Source organism: Flavobacterium yafengii, assembly GCF_030010375.1.
GTDB lineage: Bacteria > Bacteroidota > Bacteroidia > Flavobacteriales > Flavobacteriaceae > Flavobacterium > Flavobacterium yafengii.
Window position 1 is genome coordinate 555,697 of record NZ_JASCRY010000001.1, and the last position, 23,467, is coordinate 579,163.

23 protein-coding genes are annotated in these 23,467 nt (G+C 34.4%); 19 read left to right on the forward strand and 4 right to left on the reverse strand.

The genetic code is table 11. The annotated features are described in order from the left end of the window. Positions 1 to 310 precede the first annotated feature (310 nt). The 18 genes from porW (at position 311) to QLS97_RS02510 (ending at position 17,282) form a co-directional block, all read left to right on the forward strand. Positions 311 to 2,938 (forward strand): type IX secretion system periplasmic lipoprotein PorW/SprE, encoded by a 2,628-nt coding sequence (porW, locus tag QLS97_RS02425; RefSeq protein WP_345956934.1) that lies wholly within the window; start codon positions 311 to 313, stop codon positions 2,936 to 2,938. A 2-nt stretch (positions 2,939 to 2,940) separates the two neighbouring features. Next, positions 2,941 to 3,351, forward strand: a complete 411-nt coding sequence (locus tag QLS97_RS02430; RefSeq protein WP_282714086.1) for a bactofilin family protein — start codon at positions 2,941 to 2,943, stop codon at positions 3,349 to 3,351. Continuing rightward, positions 3,317 to 3,544: an AtpZ/AtpI family protein gene (locus QLS97_RS02435; RefSeq protein ID WP_282714087.1), complete on the forward strand. Its 228-nt coding sequence runs from the start codon at positions 3,317 to 3,319 to the stop codon at positions 3,542 to 3,544. The genes QLS97_RS02430 and QLS97_RS02435 overlap by 35 nt, the downstream gene beginning before the upstream one ends. A gap of 105 nt (positions 3,545 to 3,649) precedes the next feature. Then, positions 3,650 to 4,042 carry a hypothetical protein gene (locus QLS97_RS02440; RefSeq protein WP_282714088.1) on the forward strand — a complete coding sequence of 131 codons (393 nt, stop codon included), beginning with the start codon at positions 3,650 to 3,652 and terminating at the stop codon, positions 4,040 to 4,042. A gap of 120 nt (positions 4,043 to 4,162) precedes the next feature. Further along, positions 4,163 to 5,296: a F0F1 ATP synthase subunit A gene (atpB, locus tag QLS97_RS02445; protein ID WP_282714089.1), complete on the forward strand. Its 1,134-nt coding sequence runs from the start codon at positions 4,163 to 4,165 to the stop codon at positions 5,294 to 5,296. Between the two features lie 106 nt (positions 5,297 to 5,402). Next, complete coding sequence (gene atpE, locus QLS97_RS02450) at positions 5,403 to 5,594, forward strand: ATP synthase F0 subunit C (RefSeq protein WP_073353856.1); 192 nt, start codon at positions 5,403 to 5,405, stop codon at positions 5,592 to 5,594. Positions 5,595 to 5,712: 118 nt separating this feature from the next. Further along, positions 5,713 to 6,213 carry a F0F1 ATP synthase subunit B gene (locus QLS97_RS02455; protein ID WP_099713990.1) on the forward strand — a complete coding sequence of 167 codons (501 nt, stop codon included), beginning with the start codon at positions 5,713 to 5,715 and terminating at the stop codon, positions 6,211 to 6,213. Positions 6,214 to 6,218: 5 nt separating this feature from the next. Then, positions 6,219 to 6,752, forward strand: a complete 534-nt coding sequence (atpH, locus tag QLS97_RS02460; RefSeq protein ID WP_282714090.1) for an ATP synthase F1 subunit delta — start codon at positions 6,219 to 6,221, stop codon at positions 6,750 to 6,752. Positions 6,753 to 6,790: 38 nt separating this feature from the next. Further along, entirely contained in the window at positions 6,791 to 8,368 is a 1,578-nt protein-coding gene (atpA, locus tag QLS97_RS02465; protein ID WP_073209437.1) for a F0F1 ATP synthase subunit alpha, read from the forward strand. A gap of 106 nt (positions 8,369 to 8,474) precedes the next feature. Further along, positions 8,475 to 9,335 (forward strand): ATP synthase F1 subunit gamma, encoded by an 861-nt coding sequence (gene atpG, locus QLS97_RS02470; RefSeq protein ID WP_282714091.1) that lies wholly within the window; start codon positions 8,475 to 8,477, stop codon positions 9,333 to 9,335. An 89-nt stretch (positions 9,336 to 9,424) separates the two neighbouring features. After that, positions 9,425 to 9,868, forward strand: a complete 444-nt coding sequence (locus QLS97_RS02475) for a GNAT family N-acetyltransferase (protein ID WP_282714092.1) — start codon at positions 9,425 to 9,427, stop codon at positions 9,866 to 9,868. Between the two features lie 10 nt (positions 9,869 to 9,878). Then, positions 9,879 to 10,340, forward strand: coding sequence for a hypothetical protein (locus QLS97_RS02480; protein ID WP_282714093.1), 462 nt, complete (start codon positions 9,879 to 9,881; stop codon positions 10,338 to 10,340). A 124-nt stretch (positions 10,341 to 10,464) separates the two neighbouring features. Next, entirely contained in the window at positions 10,465 to 11,931 is a 1,467-nt protein-coding gene (locus QLS97_RS02485) for a lipopolysaccharide biosynthesis protein (RefSeq protein ID WP_282714094.1), read from the forward strand. A gap of 258 nt (positions 11,932 to 12,189) precedes the next feature. Continuing rightward, positions 12,190 to 12,624, forward strand: coding sequence for a dUTP diphosphatase (gene dut, locus QLS97_RS02490; protein ID WP_282714095.1), 435 nt, complete (start codon positions 12,190 to 12,192; stop codon positions 12,622 to 12,624). Between the two features lie 183 nt (positions 12,625 to 12,807). Next, positions 12,808 to 13,818: a sugar phosphate nucleotidyltransferase gene (locus QLS97_RS02495; RefSeq protein WP_282714096.1), complete on the forward strand. Its 1,011-nt coding sequence runs from the start codon at positions 12,808 to 12,810 to the stop codon at positions 13,816 to 13,818. 52 nt (positions 13,819 to 13,870) lie between these two features. Further along, a complete protein-coding gene (locus QLS97_RS02500) occupies positions 13,871 to 15,220 on the forward strand; it encodes a tetratricopeptide repeat protein (protein WP_282714097.1) in 1,350 nt (449 codons plus the stop codon). Beyond that, on the forward strand, positions 15,220 to 16,005 hold the full coding sequence (gene lolB1, locus QLS97_RS02505) for a lipoprotein insertase outer membrane protein LolB1 (protein WP_282714098.1): 786 nt from the start codon (positions 15,220 to 15,222) through the stop codon (positions 16,003 to 16,005). Before QLS97_RS02500 ends, lolB1 begins: the two co-directional genes overlap by 1 nt. Positions 16,006 to 16,064: 59 nt before the next feature. Beyond that, on the forward strand, positions 16,065 to 17,282 hold the full coding sequence (locus tag QLS97_RS02510) for a murein hydrolase activator EnvC family protein (protein ID WP_282714099.1): 1,218 nt from the start codon (positions 16,065 to 16,067) through the stop codon (positions 17,280 to 17,282). Positions 17,283 to 17,469: 187 nt separating this feature from the next. On the opposite strand, the gene QLS97_RS02515 is transcribed toward QLS97_RS02510, so the two are convergent. Next, a complete protein-coding gene (locus QLS97_RS02515) occupies positions 17,470 to 18,318 on the reverse strand; it encodes a polysaccharide deacetylase family protein (protein WP_282714100.1) in 849 nt (282 codons plus the stop codon). A gap of 14 nt (positions 18,319 to 18,332) precedes the next feature. After that, on the reverse strand, positions 18,333 to 19,358 hold the full coding sequence (locus QLS97_RS02520) for a hypothetical protein (RefSeq protein ID WP_282714101.1): 1,026 nt from the start codon (positions 19,356 to 19,358) through the stop codon (positions 18,333 to 18,335). Between the two features lie 307 nt (positions 19,359 to 19,665). On the opposite strand from QLS97_RS02520, the gene QLS97_RS02525 reads away from it, so the two are divergent. Next, positions 19,666 to 21,744, forward strand: coding sequence for a TonB-dependent receptor family protein (locus QLS97_RS02525; protein ID WP_282714102.1), 2,079 nt, complete (start codon positions 19,666 to 19,668; stop codon positions 21,742 to 21,744). A 22-nt stretch (positions 21,745 to 21,766) separates the two neighbouring features. Here the strand turns inward: QLS97_RS02525 and QLS97_RS02530 are convergent, their stop codons facing one another. Together QLS97_RS02530 and QLS97_RS02535 are read right to left on the reverse strand one after the other, a co-directional pair. Further along, positions 21,767 to 22,210 (reverse strand): c-type cytochrome, encoded by a 444-nt coding sequence (locus tag QLS97_RS02530; protein WP_282714103.1) that lies wholly within the window; start codon positions 22,208 to 22,210, stop codon positions 21,767 to 21,769. A gap of 3 nt (positions 22,211 to 22,213) precedes the next feature. After that, positions 22,214 to 23,338 (reverse strand): PQQ-dependent sugar dehydrogenase, encoded by a 1,125-nt coding sequence (locus QLS97_RS02535; RefSeq protein WP_282714104.1) that lies wholly within the window; start codon positions 23,336 to 23,338, stop codon positions 22,214 to 22,216. Between the last annotated feature and the right edge of the window lie 129 nt (positions 23,339 to 23,467).

Here is a 23,467-nt window from a genome sequence, read left to right on the forward strand (position 1 = left end):
CAACCGCAAATTCGCTAATTATATACGCTATCAGTCTATGTAATTAGCGAATTTGCGGTTTATTTTTAATCTTCAAATCCATAAAGTTTAATTTGGGCGTGACCCGGAAAAAAATCCGGGTCGGGCTTTCACTCTCAATCTTTTTTATTCTTGAAAAAAAGAATAAAAAAGGATTTCCGCTACATCCCTCACGCGCGCATGAGACTCAAATAAACCCCGATAATTTTCACGATATCAAAAAGAAACGTATTTTTACAAGTCAATATACTAAAATACATTTTTAAAAGTTAATTGATAAAAACGTTTTCCATTGAAAGTCAATAGATTCAAACAGTTATTTTTCCTCTTATTTTTTAGTTTTTTAGTAGCCTGTTCTACTAAGAGAGATACTTTTATGGCCAGAAACTCCCATGCCTTGAGTACAAAGTATAATATCTTGTACAACGGTCAAGTAGGTTTGGACAAAGGAGTTAAGGAAATAAAATCCAACAGTGATGACGATTTCTGGAAACGTCTGCCAATAGAAAAAATGCAAATTGTAGAAGACTTGACTTCTACAACAAAACCTAAAAATACAAATTTTGAATTGGCTGAAGCCAAAGCGACGAAAGCCATTCAAAAACATTCCATGAATATTGGCGGAAGAGAAAAAAACGCTCAAATTGACGAAGCCTATCTTATGCTTGGTAAATCCCGGTATTACGACCAACGATTTGTTCCAGCACTTGACGCTTTCAATTATGTTTTATACAAATACCCCAACAGCAGCAAGATTTATGAAGCTAAAATTTGGCGCGAAAAAACCAATATGCGTTTAGGAAACGATGCTTTGGTAATAAAAAACATAAGTAAATTATTAGAAGACCACGAAGTAAAAAAACAAGTTTTTGCGGATGCAAATGCTCTTTTATCAGAGTCTTTTTTGAATTTAGAAGAAAAAGACAGCGCAGTTGCTAAACTAAAATTAGCCATAGCGTTTACCAAAGTAAATCAGGAAAGAGCACGATATCGTTTTGTTTTGGGACAATTGTATCAACAATTAGGATACAAAGACAGCGCCGTGAGTGCGTATCAATCAGTGATTGACATGAACCGAAAAGCAGACAGGAAATTTGTCATTCAGGCGTATGCTAAAAAAGCAGAGTTGTTTGATTATCAAAACGGGGATTTCAATTCTTTTACAAAAACATTTGATAAACTGGCAAAAGACAGAGAAAATCGACCGTATAAAGATTTAATTTTTCATCATATGGCGGTGTTTTATGATCAGAAAAACGATCAGAAAAAAGCGTTAGATTTTTACAACTTATCCTTAAGAACAGACTCAAAAGATTCCTATTTAGTAGCTTCAAATTACCGAAATTTAGGAAATATGTATTTTAGAAATACGGAATATACTGCTGCTGCAAAATATTATGACAGTACATTGGTAAAACTCAATGACAAAACCAGAGAGCATAATAAAATTCAAAAAATTAGAACTAATCTGGATGAAGTGATTTTGTATGAGGCTCTTGCTAAAAGAAATGATAGTATTTTGAATGTTATTTCATTGAATGAGAGTGATAAAATTGCTTATTTTGAAAAATACATTGTCAAACTAAAAGAAGAGGATGAAATTAAGAGAGTTTTAGAAGAAAAACGAAAAGAAAAACAGGAAAATATAGAAAAAAATAGTGTAACGAGTTCTATTGATCCGGCTTCTAATCAGGAACCAGGAAAATCGGCAAAAAAATCAGCGTTGATGCCACCAATGATTACTAATGTTTCCTCGCAACAAGCAGGGAGTATTTTCTATTTTTATAATCCTACAACCGTGGCTTTCGGAAAAATCGAATTCAAAAAAACATGGGGGGACAGAACTCCGAATGGCAATTGGAGATTATCCTCCAGTGCTGGAAATCCAATTTCGGCCGATCCGTTGAGTGATGACAAAGAAACTCTTGTGAAAGAAGCCACAGCGGAGAAAATTGTGGAGCAATACACCACGGATTTTTATTTGAAACAACTTCCAATAGCACAAACGGAGATAGACAGCATAGGTAAGGAACGTAATTTTGCGTATTATCAATTAGGGATTATTTATAAAGAAAAATTCAAAGAAAATAATTTGGCCATCGCTAAACTGGAACAATTATTAAATAATAATCCAGAGGAAAAACTAGTGCTGCCATCGATGTATAATTTGTATAAATTATATCAAATCACCGATGCAAGCAAAGCAGAAGCGATGAAAAAAAGAATATCGGCTCAATATCCGGATTCTCGTTATGCACAAATTGTTAACAACACAAGCTCAAATGCGGCTTCAGTAAATGAAACACCGGAAAGTGCCTATACTAAATGGTATAAATTATACCAACAAGAACAATTTGTTATGGTTTTAGAGAATTCAGATGCTTTGATTAACCAGTTTTCAGGAGATGAAATTGTATCAAAATTTGAGTTGCTTAAAGCAAATACCATTGGAAAACTGAAAGGAGTAACGGCTTACAAAAATGCTTTGCAAGGAGTGGCTGATAATTATCCGAATAGCGAAGAAGGCAAAAATGCGGTAGAAATCCTGACGAGTCAAGTTCCATTTTTAGAGAAAATGGAGTTGAATACAACTGATTCAAATAATTGGAAAATTCTATATCGTGTAGGTTCACGAGAGGATAAAAATACAAAAGCAATAGAGGAAAAAATCAAAATGTTTGTTGCTGCAGAAAGCCTTCAGAAACTATATTATTCCTATGATATTTATACTGAAAAAGAAAATTTTATCACGATTCATGGAATAAAATCAGAAGTTTACGCTAAAGACATTGTATTTGTATTGAAAGAAAATGTGAAATATAAATTGGTCGATCCTGCAATTGTGGTTTCGGGTGAGAACTACAAAGTGATTCAAATCAAGAAAAATATGGACACTTATTTAGCGCCAAAAAATCCATAAATATGTTTGATAAAAAGCAAAAATCATACACAGATCTTTTAGGCAAAACCAATAGAATTGTTGAAGGAACTACTATAAAAGGCGATATTATTTCGCAAGCTGATTTTAGATTAGACGGAAATTTGATTGGTAATTTCCAGTCTGGCGGGAAAATTGTCATTGGCCCAGCCGGAAGCGTTACTGGCGATATTGTGTGTAAAAATGCGGATATTGAAGGGAAATTTGACGGAAAAATTCAAGTAACCGAAGTGCTTAATGTAAAATCAAAAGCCAGTATTCATGGAGAAGTTACCGTGGGAAAACTATCAGTGGAGCCCGGTGCTGATTTTAGTGCTTCTTGTACAATGAAGACAAATGTAAAAAATCTAATCCAGAACGATGGACAACAATCCCAACAAAAAAAGAGCGAATAAATGGCTTGCGCTGATTAATATTCCGATTCAAATGGGAGCCATCATCTTTCTGTTTTCCTATCTGGGAGAGTGGTTAGACGAGAATCATCCTCACCCGAAAGTGTATTACAGTAAGATTTTAGTAATGATTGGCGTTGCATTGGCTTTGTATAATGTGATACGACAGGTAAACGAAATCAATAAAACACAATAATTTTTCAAAAGAAAAATTAATAAAAACGTGCTGTTAAAGTCTGAAGGGTCGCATAAATTAAAATAACTTTGCACCTTAGTGCCGTTACGGCAAAAAATAAACACAATGAATTTAAAAAATTACAAACCGCTTTTGCCTTTGTTGGCACTTGCTGGATTGGCTTATGTGGTTCATAAGGCTGCTTTTTATGTATTAAATATAGATGATGCGCCTTTTTATTATTCGATAGAAACCCTTTATTTATTATTTCTCGGTTTGTCTATTATGGTATTTGTGGTTTTGTTAAAAGTTAAAGAACGCAGTTTTGATAATGTGGGTATGTCATTTCTTTTGAGTACCAGTATTAAAATGATAGTTTGTTATCTGATTTTAAAGCCTATATTGCAGGTTACAATTCAAAACAATGCAATAGAGAAAAAGAATTTTTTTATGATGTTTATTCTCTTTTTAGCAATTGAAACCATATTAACAATACGTATATTAAACGAAAAGCAATAAATATGTTATTCTAGGAACAAATCCATCAAAAATAATTTTTTATATTCTTTTGAATATTAATAAAAGATGTACATTTGCACCAAATTTCAGAAACGTAATAAATTAAGATAATTAACTGTTATGGTGATTTCAAACAAACCACTTAGATTTATATTAGCGACTTTAGTAGCGTGTCTTCCTTTAATTAGTTTTGCAAATCCTGAACAGGATACTGTGAAAGTAAAAACAGAAGTTGCCCATGAGGCAGCTGAAGGAACTCATGCTGAACCAACAGATGTAAAATCTAAAATTAAGGCATTTATTAATCATCACCTTTTGGATGCGCATGATTTTACCTTTTTAGCAAATGAAGAAACAGGAGAGCATTATGGTTTTTCATTGCCAATTATTCTTTGGGATAATGGTTTGCAAGTATTTTCTTCTTCAAAATTTCATCATGGTGAAGAAACTGCAGAACATAACGGGAACTTCTATGTATTGCATCACGAAAAAATATACAAAACCGATGCTTCCGGAACTTTAACACAAGAGCACGGTCATCCAACAAATGCAACTCCACTAGATTTATCTATTACAAAAAGTGTAGTCGGTATTTTAGGAATAGCAGTCTTGATGTTTGTATTGTTTACAGGTTTAGCAAAATCATATGCTAAAAATGGCGGGATTGCTACAGGAGCTGGTCGTTTCTTTGAGCCACTTGTTCTTTATGTAAGAGACGAAATTGCAATTCCAAACATTGGAGAAAAAGGGTATAAAAAATACATGAGTTATTTATTGACTATATTTTTCTTTATTTTCTTTTTAAACATATTAGGATTAACTCCACTAGGATTTAACGTAACAGGAAATATTGCTATTACAGCATCATTAGCTTTGTTAACGTATTTAATCACAACTTTTACTGCTAATAAAAATTACTGGGGACACATTTTCTGGATGCCAGGTGTGCCAACTCCAATGAAATTTATTTTGGCTCCAATTGAATTATTGGGAACAATCATCAAACCATTTTCATTAATGATACGTTTGTATGCTAATATTTTAGCAGGACACGTTGTTTTGATGAGCATCATTGGTTTAATGTTTATCTTTAAAAGCTGGATTGGAAGTACTTTGTCATTCGGATTGGCATTTGCACTTTCTATCCTTGAAATATTAGTTGCGTTTTTACAAGCGTATATTTTTACCATGTTATCAGCTCTTTATTTTGGAGCAGGAAACGAAGAGCATCATCACGAGGAAGCTCATCATTAAGTCGAAAGTCAAACGTCGAAAGTTTAAAAGTCAGCTTGACTTTATGACATTAGACTTTACAACTTTAGACTATTAATAATAATGTTTAATTTTTAATATATATATTATGGAAATTCCAACTATTGTAGGAGCAGGATTGATTGTTATCGGAGCAGGTTTAGGTATTGGTAGAATTGGTGGTTCAGCAATGGACGCTATTGCTCGTCAGCCAGAAGCTTCTGGAAAAATCCAAACAGCTATGCTTATTGCAGCTGCACTTATTGAAGGTATTGGTTTCGCTGCGTTATTCGCATCTTAATTAAAACTTAAAAAAAACAATAGTTACAACGGTTGGTTGTAACTATTGTTTTTAAAATTAAAACATTACAAATTGCGATTAAAAGCAATTCATACTTTAAAATTTATAATTAGATATAATGGATAAGTTAATAAATGATTTTTCGTTTGGTTTGTTTATTTGGCAAATAGCAATATTTGTTGGATTAATACTCTTGTTAAAAAAATTCGCTTGGAAACCAATTCTTGATGCAGTTAATGATAGAGAAGAAGGAATTAAAAATGCATTGCTTTCTGCTGAAAATGCTAGAAAAGAAATGCAAAATCTTCAAGCTGACAACCAACGTATTTTACAAGAAGCAAGATTAGAGCGTGACAACATGCTTAAAGATGCTCGTGAAATGAAAGAGAAAATGGTTGCTGATGCTAAAAATGAAGCACAAGCTCAAGGATTGAAAATGATCGAGCAAGCGAAAGCAGCAATTGAAAGCGAAAAAAATGCAGCTATGGCAGAATTGAAATTACAAGTTTCAACGTTATCATTGAGTATCGCAGAAAAAATATTGAAAGACGAATTATCTAACAAAGAAGCTCAAACTAAATTAGTTGAGAAAATGTTAGGTGACGTAAAGTTAAACTAACAATTATGGCAAGTACAAGAGCAGCAATTCGTTATGCAAAAGCAATTCTAGACTTAGCAAACTCAAAAGGTGTTGCCGAAGTTGTAAATAACGACATGAAATTGATTGCTTCGACAATTAATGGTAATTTGGAATTGAGTACTTTTATTCAAAATCCAACCATGAAAGTGGAAGTGAAAGAGAAAGCACTGTTAGAAGTTTTTGCAGGTATCAATGGCGTAACTCAAGGGTTGTTTCATTTGTTATTTGAAAACAAAAGATTCGAAATTCTAGAAGCAATTGCAATAGAATACAGTAAATTATCTGATATTATGAATGGTATTGAAGTAGCTCAGGTTACTACAGCTATTCCTATGGATGCAGCATTAGAAGCACAAGTTTTGGCTAAAATTGCAACCCTTTCAGATAAAAAAATCACTATAGAAAATATAGTAGATGCTTCAATCATTGGAGGATTTATTCTAAGAATAGGCGACAAGCAATACAATGCTTCAGTAGCCAACAGATTACAAGTATTAAAAAGAGAGTTAAGTAATTAGTTTTATTGCACATTTAAGTGTCTAAATTATAAATTAAGATGGCGGAAATCAAACCTGCTGAAATTTCAGCAATATTAAGAAAGCAAGTAGAAGGTTTTGAATCTGGTGCTACACTAGAAGAAGTAGGAACAGTACTTCAAGTTGGAGATGGTATTGCTCGTGTTTACGGGCTTTCTAATGTTCAATATGGAGAGTTAGTTGAATTTGACAATGGATTAGAAGCTATTGTTTTGAATCTTGAAGAAGACAATGTGGGTGTGGTACTTTTAGGGCCATCTACAGGAATCAAAGAAGGTTCAACTGCAAAAAGAACACAACGTATTGCTTCTCTTAAAGTAGGAGAACAAATGGTAGGTCGTGTAGTAAACACACTTGGTTTTCCAATTGATGGAAAAGGACCAATTGGTGGAGATTTATACGAGATGCCTTTGGAAAGAAAAGCTCCTGGAGTTATCTTCCGTCAACCAGTTACTGAGCCATTACAAACAGGTATTAAAGCAGTAGATGCTATGATTCCAGTAGGTCGTGGACAACGTGAGCTAGTTATTGGTGACCGTCAAACAGGTAAATCAACTGTTTGTATCGATACTATCTTAAATCAAAAAGAATTTTACGATGCAGGAAAACCTGTATTTTGTATATATGTTGCAATTGGACAAAAAGCGTCAACTGTAGCAGGAATTGCTAAAATGTTAGAAGAAAAAGGTGCAATGGCGTATACCATTATTGTTGCAGCTAATGCTTCTGACCCAGCTCCGATGCAAGTTTATGCTCCTTTCGCAGGTGCTGCAATTGGAGAATATTTTAGAGATTCAGGTCGCCCGGCTTTAATTGTTTATGATGATTTATCTAAACAAGCTGTTGCGTATCGTGAGGTTTCTCTTTTATTAAGAAGACCACCGGGACGTGAGGCATATCCTGGAGACGTTTTCTACCTTCACAGTAGATTATTAGAACGTGCTTGTAAAGTAATTGCAGATGATGGAATTGCTAAAAACATGAACGACTTGCCAGATTCATTGAAATCAATTGTAAAAGGTGGTGGTTCATTGACTGCTTTACCAATCATTGAAACTCAAGCTGGTGACGTTTCTGCTTATATCCCAACAAACGTAATTTCGATTACAGATGGTCAAATTTTCCTTGATGGAGATTTGTTTAACTCTGGGGTTCGTCCAGCGATTAACGTAGGTATTTCTGTATCTCGTGTTGGAGGAAATGCACAAATTAAATCAATGAAAAAAGTAGCAGGTACTTTGAAATTGGATCAAGCACAATTCCGTGAATTGGAAGCGTTTGCTAAATTTGGTTCTGATTTAGATGCCGTTACTTTAAACGTAATTGAAAAAGGAAAAAGAAACGTTGAAATCTTGAAACAAGGTTTGAACGATCCTTATACTGTTGAAGATCAAGTTGCGATTATCTATGCTGGTTCTAAAAACTTATTGAGAAATGTTCCTGTGAACAAAGTAAGAGAATTTGAGAAAGATTTCTTGGAATTCTTAAACAACAAACACAGAGCGACTCTTGATGCGTTGAAAGCAGGAAAATTAACAGACGAAATTACAGATGTAATCGAAACTGTAGCAAAAGAATTATCAGCAAAATATAACTAAAATTAGTCAAACGTCTTAAAGCCAAAAGTCTAAAGTCAAACCGAACGTTTTGACATTTTATTAGACTTTTGACTTTATGACATTACGACTTTAGACTATTATAAAAATGGCAAATTTAAAGGAAATCCGTAATAGAATTACTTCCGTTTCATCTACGATGCAAATTACATCGGCAATGAAAATGGTTTCTGCAGCAAAGCTAAAGAAAGCACAAGATGCAATCACAGCAATGCGCCCTTATGCCGAAAAATTAACGGAATTATTGCAAAATCTTTCTGCTACACTTGAAGGTGACGCAGGTGGAGAGTTTACAACACAACGTGAAATCAAGAAGGTATTACTTGTAGTGATAACTTCAAACAGAGGTTTGGCAGGTGCTTTTAATACGAATGCAATCAAAGAAGCTAAAAACCGTGCTGAATTTTACGCAGGCAAGCAAGTGGATATTTTTGCCATTGGAAAAAAAGGAAATGATGTTTTGAGTAAAACGCTATCTGTGGTAGACAATCAAAGCGCTATTTTTGACGATTTGACTTTTGACAATGTGGCTAAAATTTCTGACTTGTTAACGGAGAAATTCGTTTCTGGTGAATATGATAAAATTGAGTTGATTTATAACCAATTTAAAAATGCTGCGACACAAATCGTTCAAACAGAACAATTTTTGCCATTAGCACCTATAAAATCTGATCTTACAGTTTCGACTGGAGATTATATTTTTGAACCTTCAAAAGAGGAAATCGTATTGACTTTGATTCCAAAATCATTAAAAACACAATTGTACAAAGGAATTCGTGATTCATTTGCTTCAGAGCACGGAGCACGTATGACAGCCATGCACAAAGCAACTGATAATGCAACTGAATTGAGAAATCAATTGAAGTTGACTTATAATAAAGCACGTCAAGCTTCTATTACTAATGAAATCCTAGAGATTGTTGGTGGAGCAGAAGCATTGAATGGGTAATAAAGTATTGATTCAAAATATATTCTAAGAGCCAACAGATGTTGGCTCTTTTTTTGTTTAATTTTATAGTTTAAATAATACTAGGAAGAATGCAATTAGAAATTAGAGAACTCACCACTGTAGAGGAAATGCTTGGGAACATTGAAGTAATGCGATTTTTATACCCCACATTTACGGTAGAAAAATACAAATCGTATCTGGTCGAAATGATTCCGCATAATTACAAGCAGGTAGCCATTTTTGAAAACGAGGTTTGTGTGGCTGTTTCTGGATTTTGGTCAGGAACAAAACTTTGGTCGGGAAAATACATCGAGATTGATAATTTTATTGTTCATCCGGATCATCGTTCCAAAGGTTTGGGAAAAATGATGACAGATTATGTTGATGTTTTAGCCAAAGAAACTGGCTGTACAATGATTGTTTTAGATGCTTTTACCGGAAATTTTACTGCGCATCGCTTTTATTACAACCAAGGTTATGTGCCTAAAGGATTTCACTTTCTTAAGATTTTAAACGAAGAAGGATTAAGCTAAATTGAGAATTATGAAAGTATATAAAATAATTGGTCTCTTATTTATCACTGCAATCAGCCTGACTTTTTGTGCCATGAAACAAGAACTTCAAACAGAATTTCCTCAAGAAATACAATCTGCTTTTTATCAGAAAATGAAAGACGGTACCGATAGCGGCGGAACTCATTTTTATATCGAATTCAAAAAACCGTTTGCGGCAAATATCAAACTGAAGAAAATCTATTTTCATAATCAAGAATCTTCGGTTGAAGAAATCACTAAAAACACCTTTGTAGCACATTTTTATCAAATTAATAAAAAAGAAGATTTGATTCTGGATATTGATCCTGCCAAAGAATATGGGAACAAAGCACCGGTTATTCAAAAATCTAAATTCGATTTAAAACGCAATGAAGCAGTTTTGGAATATAAGAAAGACAATAAAACCCAGTTCTTTAAAATAACAAATCTCATAGAAAAGCCATTAAGATAATTTTGGTGAAAATGAATCAGTTTTTGTCGTAGGTATTTCTGTTCCAAAACAAATATTCACTTCAGATGATTAAACCAAAGAATTCGTTATTTTTGTTTTTATAAATAGTAATAGACACATCATTTTGGGATTATATAAAAATCTTTTTAAACAGACTGCCATTTATGGATTGGCTACGGTTATACCAAGAATGTTCAGTTTTATACTGGTTCCATTGTATACAGATTTGCTTCCAAAAGCCGAATATGGTAAGGTTTCTATCATTTTTGCGTGGATGATCTTTTTTAATGTCATTCTTGCGTATGGATTTGAGACTGCTTTCTTTAGGTTTTATAATAAGGAAACAGACAAGAAATCAGTAGTGGAAACAACATCCGTTTCGCTTTTTTGGACCTCCATTTCGTTTTTATTCATAGCCTTATTATTCCGAAATAAATTAGCCATTTGGTCTGGAATTGATGCGCAGTATATTACGTATACTATTTGGATTTTAGTCCTTGATGCCTTAGTTATTGTACCTTTTTCTAAAGTAAGAGTCAATCAGCAACCCATAAAATATGCCATAATCAAAATTGGAAATGTTGCAATCAACCTGGTTCTAAACCTTTTCTTTTTGAGCTACTTACCGGTAATTGCACAATCAAATCCGGATAGTTTTTTAAGTTCTTTTTACTTAGAAGATTTTCAAATAGGTTATATTTTTGTGTCTAATATCGTTGCGAGTTTAGTTACTTTTCTAATACTTTCCCCTAATTACTTTTTGCTGAAATGGCATTTTGATTACAAACTTTGGAAACGAATGATGCAGTATGGTTTGCCTATTATGGTTGCCGGAATCGCATTTGCCATCAACGAACAATTCGACAAAATTTTATTAGGCTATTTATTGCCTCCTGATATTGCTTCTGCCGAAGTGGGAGTGTATTCCGCGTGTTATAAACTCGGTTTGTTCATGGTTTTGTACCGTACGGCATACACTTTAGGGATTGAGCCTTTCTTTTTTAGCCACGCTGATAAGGAGGATGCGCCTCAAACCTACGCCACGATTACTAAGTATTTTGTCATTTTTGGCTCTTTTATTTTACTGTCCGTAATCGTTTTTGCCGATGTTTTAAAATACATCATGATTCAGGATGAGTCGTATTGGGAAGCTATGAAAGTCGTTCCGTTAATAATTCTGGCTAACTTTTTCCTCGGAATTTACACTAATCTTTCCGTTTGGTACAAACTGATAGACAAAACCCATATTGGAGCTTATATTTCCATTATTGGAGCCATAATTACACTCGCGTTAAATTACCTGCTAATCCCAACAATGAGCTATTACGGCTCAGCAATTGCCACGATTGCGGCTTATGGAAGCATGATGTTTATCTCCTATTATTTTGGAAATAAATATTACCCCATTCCGTACGACACTAATAAAATAGGTATGTATCTATTGATTTCAATAGGATTTTCGGCAGTTTCATTTTATGGCTTCAGAGAAAATTATTATGTCGGAATCACATTATTACTCGTGTTTATGTATTTTATATATCACAACGAAAAAGAATTATTAACCAAAATTTTGAGCCGAAAAAAGAATTAGAACTTAATTTAAATTTTTAGGAGCTATTTCCTGCTATTAGTTGCAAATGAAATTCACTGAACTCAAATGAAAATAAAAGTATAGTGAAGTAATCTTTTCCTTTTTAAAGAAAAAAGGAAAAGGATTTTTACTGCAAACGAAGTTCACAGAACTCCGCTGAAAAATAGAAATCAAGTGATGTAATCAGGGCTATAATCAAAAAAATCCAAAACAATATGTACGGACAAGTCGCGACTTGTCCCTTCTAAATAAAAAACAATGACAATAAATATAATCAACAAATCACAACACGCCTTGCCAAACTATGAAACCATAGCTTCAGCAGGAATGGACTTAAGAGCCAACTTAACAGAATCGATAAATCTTAAACCACTGGAAAGAGCCATCGTAAAAACAGGTCTTTTCATAGAATTACCTATAGGTTACGAAGCACAAGTACGTCCAAGAAGTGGTTTGGCTGCCAAAAAAGGAATTACAGTCCTGAATTCTCCGGGAACAGTAGATGCTGATTATCGTGGCGAAATTGGTGTGATTTTAGTAAATTTATCCAATGAAGATTTCCTTATTGAAAACGGAGAGCGTATCGCACAACTTATCATAGCAAAACACGAACGTGCCGAGTGGATTGAAGTGCAGGAACTAACAGAAACTTCCAGAGGCGAAGGTGGTTTTGGAAGTACAGGAGTGAAGTAGTCATCAGTGCTCAGTATTTTAGTTTTCAGTCACAGTTAGCAGTTGTGAAACGAGATGATTTTTTGGAACAAATTTCAAATAAAAATCCGTGGAAATCGGTTTAATCTGTGGCCAAATAATATAAAAAAAATCTTCGTGAATTTTGCGAAAACCTCGTAAACTTTGCGGTTAATAAAATAAAAAATGAAAATAATTGTTCCAATGGCCGGTCGTGGCTCACGTCTTCGCCCACATACATTAACTATTCCTAAACCACTAATTCCTATCGCTGGAAAACCAATCGTTCACCGTCTGGTGGAAGATATTGCTGGCGTATTGAATCAAGATATCGAAGAAGTTGCTTTTATTATCCACGAGAGTTTTGGTAAAAAAGTAGAAGAGGAATTAATTGCTATCGCACAAAAGTTAGGCGCCAAAGGCACTATTTATTATCAAAATGAAGCTTTAGGAACCGGTCACGCCATTATGTGTGCCAAAGATTCTTTGAGTGGACCAGCTGTGATTGCTTACGCCGATACTTTAATTCGTGCCGATTTCGATTTAGATCAAAATGCCGATAGTGTTATTTGGGTAAAACAAGTAGATCATCCGGAAGCTTTTGGTGTGATAAACGTAAACGAAGCGAATGAAATTGTAGAACTGGTGGAGAAACCTAAGGAGTTTGTTTCGGACCTTGCCGTTATTGGAATTTACTATTTTAAAGATGTTGCCGTTTTAAAAAACGAACTTCAATTAGTATTAGATAATAATATTATTCACGGTGGAGAATATCAAATTAATGACGGAATCAAGCAAATGATGGCAAAAGGCATGAAATTTGTACCAGGAACAGTCGACGAGTGGATGGATTGTGGAAACAAAGACGTTACGGTAGAAACAAATTCCAGAATGTTAGGTTTCTTGCACAATGACGGGACACATTTGGTAGATTTTGATGTCAAGTTAGAGAACTCCACAATTATTCCGCCATGTTATATTGGGGAAGATGTAGTGTTGATAAACGCAACCGTTGGTCCTAATGTTTCTTTAGGAAAAGGATGTCATGTAATAAACAGCAGTATTAAAAACAGTTTGGTACAAACGCACTCTAACATAAAAAACGCGAATTTGGATAATGCGATGATTGGTAATCATGCCAGTTTTGATGGTAACTTTACAAGCATCAGTATTGGTGATTATTCGGTTTTAGAATAAAAATGGTTCAATTCTTGTATGATTTAAAACAATTCAGGAATAAAACAACAGAATGAAAAAAAGCGCTTTAATACTTTTATTTCTGGTTTTGCAATGCAATTCAGCTTTGCTATTGGCACAAACGGAACCTGAAGAAATTAAGCTCGATGCAGATCAGTTTCAGGAATTTTTTTATGAATCATTGCTTCAAAAAGGAATCGAAAATTATGATAAAGCAGTAGTGGCTTTGGATAAATGTATCAAGATTAACCCAAATGATGCAGCTGTATATCATGAATTAGGAAAAAATTATTTAGCATTAAAGGAATATAAGAGCGCCTATACTTCATTTGAAAAAGCCACACAAATTGATCCAAAAAACAAATGGTTTTGGGTGGGAATGTATGATGTGAGTTATGAAACCAGCAACTATAACCAGGCAATAGTGGTTATCAATAAACTGATAGAATTTGACGAGAATTATAAAGAAGATTTGACATCACTTTATATGGGAACCAAACAGTTTGACAAAGCGTTGGATTTAATTCATGAGTTAAACGAAACATTTGGAAAAACGGACAGAAGGGATTTATACAAAAACCAGATTTTATCGGAAGGGAAATTTCAGAATATGGAAGCTTCAAATTTGTTAGAGCAAATTGAAAAGAACCCAAAAGAAGAGTCTAATTATATCAGTTTGATTTTTTTGTATTCTAAAAATAATGAAGAAGTAAAAGCTTTTGAAATTGTCAAAAAACTCGAAAAAGCGTTGCCAAATTCCGAATGGGCTCAAGTAACGCTATTCAAAAATTATTTGGATAGTAATGACGGACCAAAAGCAATAAACGCCATGAATGTGGTTTTGGCCAGTGCCAAAATAGATGCCAAAATAAAGCACAGAATATTAAATGAGTTTTTGATTTTTGTAGATAAAAATCCTCAATACACAACTGATTTAGAAAAAGCGATTTCGTATTTCGATAATGACAAAGAAGTTAATGTAGCTAAGGAAATAGGAAAGTTTTACCATGCGAAAAAGCAATGGGCAAAAGCGATTAAGTATTATGAACAAGCATTAAAAAACGGTTCAGGAGATGATATCGAAACCAATTTGCTTTTGCTTCAAACATATACAGAGACAAAACAATTTGAATTGGTAGTCAAAAAAGCGTCGGCAATGGTGGATACTTTTCCAACACAGCCCCAGTTTTATTACTATTCAGGTATGGCGAATAATCAATTGCAACAATTTAAAAAAGCAAAGGATATGCTGGAAATGGGCTTGGATTATTTGGTTGAAGACAGAGCATTAGAAATAAATTTCAACATTCAGTTGGGAGAAGCATACAACGGGTTAGGAGATTTTAAGAAAAAAGAACAGTATTTTTCCAAAGCCAATCAATTATTAAAAGAAAAAAAATAATGAAAAAAATAGCAATAGTAGTAGTATTAGCTCTTTTTATGGTTTCGTGTAAATCGAAAGCCATTGCAGTTGCGGCCAGTAATGCACCAACAACGGAGGCGAGTAATATGACGTCCAAAAAAATCATAGAAAATTATTACAACAATAAAAATCAATTTTCTACATTATATATTAAGTCAAGCGCACGTTATGCTGACAACAAACAAACGCAGAATGTTACAGCCGAAATTAGGATTAAGAAAGACGAACAAATTTTGGTAAGCATCCGTTTTCTTGGAATCACAATGGCGAAAGCATTGATTACACCAAAGTCAGTGAACTATTATGAAAAGATAAACGGTAGTTATTTTGAAGGTGATTTTAGCAGTTTAAGTCAATGGCTGGGAACTGATTTAGATTACAATAAAATTCAAAATATGTTATTGGGACAAGCGATTGATGATTTGACGAAAGGGAAATATCTGGAATCATTATTGGAACAAACGTATCGATTAGATGATACTTCGAATGCAAATACGAAAAAATCATTCTTTTTGGATGCCGATAAGTTTTTGGTTCAAAAACAAGAAATCACGCAAACTGCCGAAGAACGAATGATAAAAGTGGCTTATGCTGACAATAAAGTTTACAACGAGGCAACGTTGCCTACAAGTGTTCTGATTAATACTTTTCAAAAGAAAGGCAATACCGAAATTAATCTGGATTACAACACGGTAACCTTCAATGAAGAACTTTCTTTTCCATATAGTGTTCCAAATGGGTACAAAAGAATTATAATTAAGTAAATTAGCAAAAATATTTTTTTAGTATGCCAAAATTTCTCCTTAGCCTAATCTTTATCTGTATGACTTCATTACTATGGAGTCAGGAATCCCAACAAGAAAAATTAGAAGAGCGTAAAGCTCAAATTCAAAAAGAAATTAGAGAAAATGAAAGGTTGTTACAAACCGTTAAGAAAAAAGAAAAATCTGCGGTTAATGTAGTAGTCATTCAAAGCACTAAAATAAAGCTTAAAGAAAAATTAATAAACACGACCGAAAAGCAAACTAAATTGCTTGGAAATGATATGTATATCAATCAAGTGCAAATTAATAAGCTAAAAAAGGAATTGGCTGTACTTAAGGAAGATTATGCTGAAATGATTGTGAAATCATATAAAAGCCGTTCCGAAGAAAGTCGTGCCATGTTTTTATTGTCTTCAGAGAATTTTTTGCAAGCGTATAAAAGAGCGCAGTATATGAAACAATACACTAGTTTCAGAAAAATGCAGGGTGAGGAAATAAAATCAAAATCCAACCAACTTACGGATTACAACGAGAAATTAAATGTTCAGAAAAAGGCCAAACAAAAACTCATTGCCGAGAACGAAAAAGAACGATTATCACTTGAAAAAGAGAAAAAAGAGCAATTGAAGTTGGTAAGTGTTATCAAAAAAGATAAGAATAAGATTTCCCAAGAAATTAGAAAAAGACAACAGGAATACAGAGCAATTGACAGGCAAATTAATAAATTAATACGAGAAGCTATTGCGGCTGCAAATAGAAAAGCGGCCTTAGAAAAAGCAAAAGCTAATCCAAGTGCTCCAGTTTCAAAAGCTGCTGTTTCTTCATCAAAAATAGAATTAACACCAGAATCTAAAATAATTGCAGATAATTTTAGAGCCAATAGAGGAAGATTGCCTTATCCTGTAGAGAAAGGGTTTATATCTCTGGGTTATGGTAATCAGACGCATCCATTATTCAATACCATAACGGTTCACAATAGCGGTGTTGAAATCACCACAGATCGTGGCGCAAATGCAAGAGCCGTTTTTGGCGGAGAAGTAACGAGCGTTATTGTTTTATCTCCTGTAAACAAAGCGGTAATGATACAACACGGGGATTATTTTACGGTTTATCAAAATTTGAGTTCTGTGAATGTTAGTAAAGGCGATAAAGTGAGTATAAAACAAAGTCTTGGAAAAGTAAGAACCAATGGCGAGACAGGAAAAACGGTAATTAAATTTTTAATCCTTCAAAATACAACTTACAATAATCCTGAAGGTTGGTTGTCACCAAGATAAAACGGTTATTCTACCATAAAGAAAAAGCACTATTATATTCGAATATAATAGTGCTTTTTTTATGGAGGGTATTTCTAGTTATAAAGACTTAGAAATAAAGGGTAAAGGCTGTTTGGTGAGTTTTATCAACCAACTTAATTTAAGGAAACCAATGTCTTTTGATTTTAAAATAGGATTGGTTTATCAATTATTCTGTTTTATTAAAGGAAGAATTTATAGAGTTGATCATTCCTTCAGTAGACCAAGTTCCAGAAACGATGATGCGTCTGATGGTGTACAAGGGATCTACAGAATCCCTTTTGGTAGACAATATATAGGCCATTTTATAATCGCTCTTTTTTATTTCAGGAATTGCGGCTGTATTCCATAAACCAAACGGATAGGCAAAATCCTTAACCGGTTTTCCTATGATATCTTCCAGTTTTGCTTTTGGTTTTACCAATTGTGTATTCCAGTCATCTCCGGTGTATTTTGTGACCATATGATGATCCCAAGTATGAGCGCCTACAACATGTCCGTCGTCGGACAAGCTTTTAATTTGCTCTTTGCTCATATATCCAGGACGGTTAATAGATACGGTCATGACAAAAAACACGCCTTTGAAACCGTATTTTTTCATTTCGGCTGCGCCAATGCTAAATTGTTCTCCTCTGGTATCATCAAAGGTTATCATAATAGGTTTTGCAGGTAATGGACCATCATAGACTAAATAGTCATACAATTGTTCCGGCAAAATAGTTTCGTAACCGGCATCGGCTAACGCTTTCATTTGTGCTGCAAAAGCGGGAGGTTTTACGGTGTACACTTTTATGTTTCCACTTGCGCTGCTGCTAAAGTCTTTAATGTTATGATAGCATAAAATGGGAACTTCTTTTTTCGAAATAATGGTAGCGGCGTCAGCCATGACTTTTTTGGTCACGACTTTTTTTACGGGCACTGTAATAAGTGGAACTTCTGGAACTATTTTACGAGGTTCTGATTGACAGCCGACCAATACTATAAATCCACCAAAAATAAGGCATAGAATATTTTTCATAAATCAAATAGTAATTATTGGTACTGAATGTAAATTGGTTTTGGAGTGAATTTTACCAATTCTTCCGGGCTGTACATTTTCCAATCTTTTTTGTTGTCATTTTTATAGAACAATTTAAAACCGGTAAATTGCACAGGCTCTCTATAAATATAACTTAGGTAAGTAGATTTTTTTAATATTTTACTACCAAAACCATCCATATCCATTACGATTTGAACTTCAGGAACCGTTTTAATTGCTTTATAATTTTTGACCATTCCTTGAGTAAAACGGTGTATTACCAATACTTTTGGAGTCAACTTATTTTTGCGCACAATATTTGCCAAAATATCAATTGCATCGTTAATATCTTCGGCATTAAAATGTCCGATTTTAGAACCTGGACGCTCTCCGTTTTTCATCGAAAATTCAGGATCAATTCCTAGATGAACATTTGGCAAAGCAAGATATTGTTCCAGTTGTTCTACTTCGGCCTTAACGGTACTGTGTCCTACTTGTACATCTAAAAATACCAAAGCATTAATTGGTTTAGCCCAACTTATAATTGTGTCTATTTGTTTAAAAGGCATTCGCATGCGGTGCATATTATTTTTTCCCGGAGCGCCTTGAGCGGTAACGGCGATGTAATGTAAAGCGGGAATTGCTTTCACAGTAGAGTCAGCTGCTTGCCATTTGGCTACTTCTCCTTGTAGTTTTGCTAACATTTCTTTTCGAGGAAGCTCACCCAAAATTCCCATTCTTGTAGAATATAAATTCCCGTAATAGGCAATAATTCTATTGTACGGTAATAATGCACCGGGTAAAGGATAGGGCGCTTTTACAGGCCATCTGCCAGTAGTATCATTATTGCTTAAGGCTACCATTCTTTTGTTAAAGTCAACAGTATCAATGGTAAGGGTTGTTGTTTTTTCTGTGGTATCTGTTTTTACAGTATCTGATTTCTCTGTACCATTTACAGCATCAGCCGCTTTTCCTTTTTCACAAGAAATATTTAAAAGCAGTAATGGAAGTGTAATAAATGCAATAGCTGATTTTTTCATAAATTAATTCTATTTATTTTCAATGTAAAGATAAAGTATTTTAGAAGTGTGATATCAATTATAATAGTGTTTCAGGCGGCTATTTTTTATATAATTCACGGATTTTAATTTTTTTCAAACTGCCTAAATTCGAACTTTAAGTTTCTTCTAATTTAATATTCAAACGGAATGTACTTCAGTTAATTGTTCGACTGTCAATTTTAATAAAAAGACAGTTTGCCTTTATTACAATTTCAGAATAGCTTTTGGGAAATACAAAGAAAAGGCTAACTTTATAAAAGTTTTTACTCATCTAAATACCAAACAATTGTTCAAAAATTTCCTTTCTTTTCTTCTTTTTTTATGCAGTGCCACTGCTATTTTTGGACAAATAAAAAAAGATACTATTGCACTTTCAGAAATCACTTTGAAAGGTTCGCCTATCAAAAATGTGCTTCAAAATGTTGCTTCCTCCGTTTCAGTGATTACTTCTGCTGACATCAATAAAAGCGACGGAATTATACTGACTCCGGTTTTAAATAAAATTCCTGGCGTTACCATGCAACAAGGTGCTTTGAATACAAACAGGATTACGATTCGTGGTATTGGCGCACGATCTCAATACGGAACCAATAAAATAAAAGCTTATTTTGATGGGATTCCATTGAGTTCCGGTGAAGGCGAAACCACGATTGACGATATCGATTTGGCTTCCATCGAAAAAATAGAAATTATAAAAGGACCAAATTCCACCAGTTTTGGTTCCGGTTTGGGCGGAGTGATTCAGCTGTTTTCAAGAGAGACGCCTTTGCTGGAGTCGTTTGGAAAATCAACGGTCACTTTTGGAAGTTTTGGGTTATTACAACAACGACTTTCGGCAGGATACAGCGATTCCAAAACGAATGTATTTACGAGTTTTACAGACTTACAAAGTGATGGATTTAGAGCCAATAGTTCCTACAATAGAAAATCATTTAACTTGCACGCCAAACAAAAAATGGGTTCCAAGGGCAGTTTGTCATTTTTGGGAACGTTCACCCGATTGAAAGCTTTTATTCCAAGTTCTATCAATGAGACGGATTTAAAAAACAATCCTGAAAAAGCAGCCGCTACTTGGGCTGCGGCACAAGGTTTTGAGTCGTATGATAAATTCATGCTTGGATTGGGGTACGAGAATCAGTTTTCTCAGAAATGGTCCATGCAAACCAGTGTTTTTTCTAATTTTAAAGACGCTTACGAACCCAGACCGTTTGATATTTTGGATGAAAAAACAAGTGCAGCAGGTTTTCGTTCCAATGTAAATTATAAAGACCGATTGTTTTCTTTGCCGTTTGAACTGAGTTTGGGAACCGAATTATTAACGGAAAAGTATGAGTATTCGCTTTTTGAAAATTTGTACCAATCGCAACCGGGGCAGGGCAGTATAAAAGGCGACGAGTTTAGCGCCATCAAACAAAATAGGAATTACACCAACTACTTTTTACAAATGGAACTGTGGATTTCAGAAAAACTGCATCTGGAAACCGGTGTGGCACTAAACACAACCAAATATTCGTTAGAAGATGTTTTCGAAAATAATTCTGGCGGTCAAAAGATGCCGTTTACTTTTGGAAATGTTTGGTCACCAAGAGTTGGTTTCTCGTATAAAATAAGCAATGGAAAAAACATATTTACATCCGTCAGCAAAGGATTTTCGGTTCCATCAGTTGCAGAAACATTGACTCCCGAAGGTCAAATAAACACCGATTTGAAACCAGAAATCGGCTGGAATTATGAATTGGGTTTCAAAGCAAATTGGCTGAAAAACAAAGTATACACCGAAGTAACTTTTTATACTACACGAATTAAAAATTTATTAGTGGCACGACGCACTGCTGATGATCAATTTGTAGGGATTAATGCGGGCAGCAGTTCGCATACGGGTTTAGAATTCTTGGTTAATTATACCCTTTTGAAATTGACCCAACTTCAAATCACACCTTATTTTTCAGGATCGGTGAATAATTTTAAATTCAAAGAATTCTTGGATGGTGATGCTGATTATTCGGGAAACCAACTCACGGGCGTTCCCGAAAAGCAATTTAATTTTGGAGTGGATTTAAATACCAAAAACGGATTTAGTGTAAACACGTCTTTCCGAACGATGGGTAAAATTCCGTTAAATGATTCCAATACAAAATACAGCGACCGTTATTCGTTGCTCGATATTAAAACGACGTATGTTTTTACGATTCTTAAAATCCTAAAAACAGAGCTGAATGCCGGAGTCAATAACGCATTGGATACCAAATATGCGGCTAATATTTTGCCTAACGCAGTTGGTTTTGGAAATGCTGCTCCACGTTATTTTTACCCCGGAAATCCCGTAAATTTTTATGGTGGTTTTTCGGTATCGTATGTTTTTTAGATAGAAATCCTAAGCCTGAATTTTATTTTTTAATGGCTGCGACTTCTTTCTCAGTAACGATTTTGGTTTGTTTATTGCTCCAAGAAGTCATGATGTAATTCATCACATCAGCAACTTCCTGATCCGTAAGTCCCATGGCTGGCATGCTACTATTGTACTTGATTTTATTGACAACAATTTCGCCACTTTGTCCAAATTTTACAGCAGCAATACTTTGATTTCTCTTGGTTTTCAACCAGTCAGAACCGTCAAGAGGAGGGAAGTTTTTAGTATCTCCTTTTCCATTTACACCATGACATTGCATGCAAAAATCAGCATAAATTTCTTTTCCGGGTGACTGAAATTTTGAAACCACTGTGGTTTCGGTATTCAAGTCAATATAGTTGTCTGGGGAAAATGGGTTTTCAAAAGAGAAGCTTCCCAATATAAATATTCCAAATCCTAAAAATAATTTCGTTGTCAACATAATTTAATTCGGTATAATTTTGAGTATTCCTTTTCCTTCAACGCCCATATAAATATAGCCATCCGGGCCTTGCACTACATTACGCACACGACCAATATCGGTTGCAATTTTTTGTCTGCCTATAACTTCATTGCCTTTCAATTTTAGCAATTCAAGATATTGGAATTTTAAAGAACCAACCAACAAATGTCCTTTCCAGTCTGGATATTTATCACCGGTCACAAAAGTCATTCCGCTTGGAGCGATAGAAGGCAACCAATAATAAATGGGTTTTTCAATGCCTGGTTTTTCGTTTTCTTTACTAATGGTTGTTCCGTCATAATCGATTCCATAAGTAACAACAGGCCATCCGTAATTGACTCCTTTTTTTATGATGTTGATTTCATCGCCACCTTGAGGACCGTGTTCATGTGCCCAAATTGCTCCTGTTACGGGGTTTTTTGCCATTCCTTGCGGGTTGCGATTCCCGTAGGTGTAAATAGCTTCTTTGGCTCCGGCCTGACCGACAAACGGATTGTCTTTAGGAATGCTTCCGTCGTCATTTAAACGGTATATTTTTCCACCATCGCGTTTAATGTCTTGCGGATTTACGAAATGTTCGCCACGCTCACCAACAGAGAAATACAAATAACCATCGTTGTCAAATACAATTCGGGAACCAAAATGCTGTCCTTTTGTAGTGTTGGGAGTGGCTTTGTAAAGCGATTCGATTTGTGTCAGACTTCCGTCCAATAATTTTGCTCGAATAAGTTTAGTGTTACCGCCGGTACCTTCACCTTCATCGGAAGCATACGTCATATAAATCCAACCATTTTTAGCATAATCAGGATGTAAAACGATATCTAACAATCCGCCTTGTCCACGAGAATATACTTTGGGAACATTTTTGATTTCGGTTTTTATACCGTTTTTGATATGATACATAATACCACTTTTTTCAGTAACTAACATTGTTCCGTCTGGCAACCAAGTCATTCCCCACGGAATTGCAATATCTGAAGCTAGGGTTTCAATGGTATAATTTTTTACCTCGTCTTTTATAGAAATATCATTTGACTTTACTTGTGCTTCGCAACTGAAAGAGAGAAATGAAAGAATCGAGAGGGAGACTATTATTATTTTTTTCATGGGTATAATTTTTAATCTTTTAAAGAAAGAAATCTTTTTTAAAGGTAGTAAAAGCGGATTTAAAAAGACAAATAAGTCTTTAATTTTGCGTAGAATTAACAAAACAAAGCGATTGGATCTCTTTTTTAT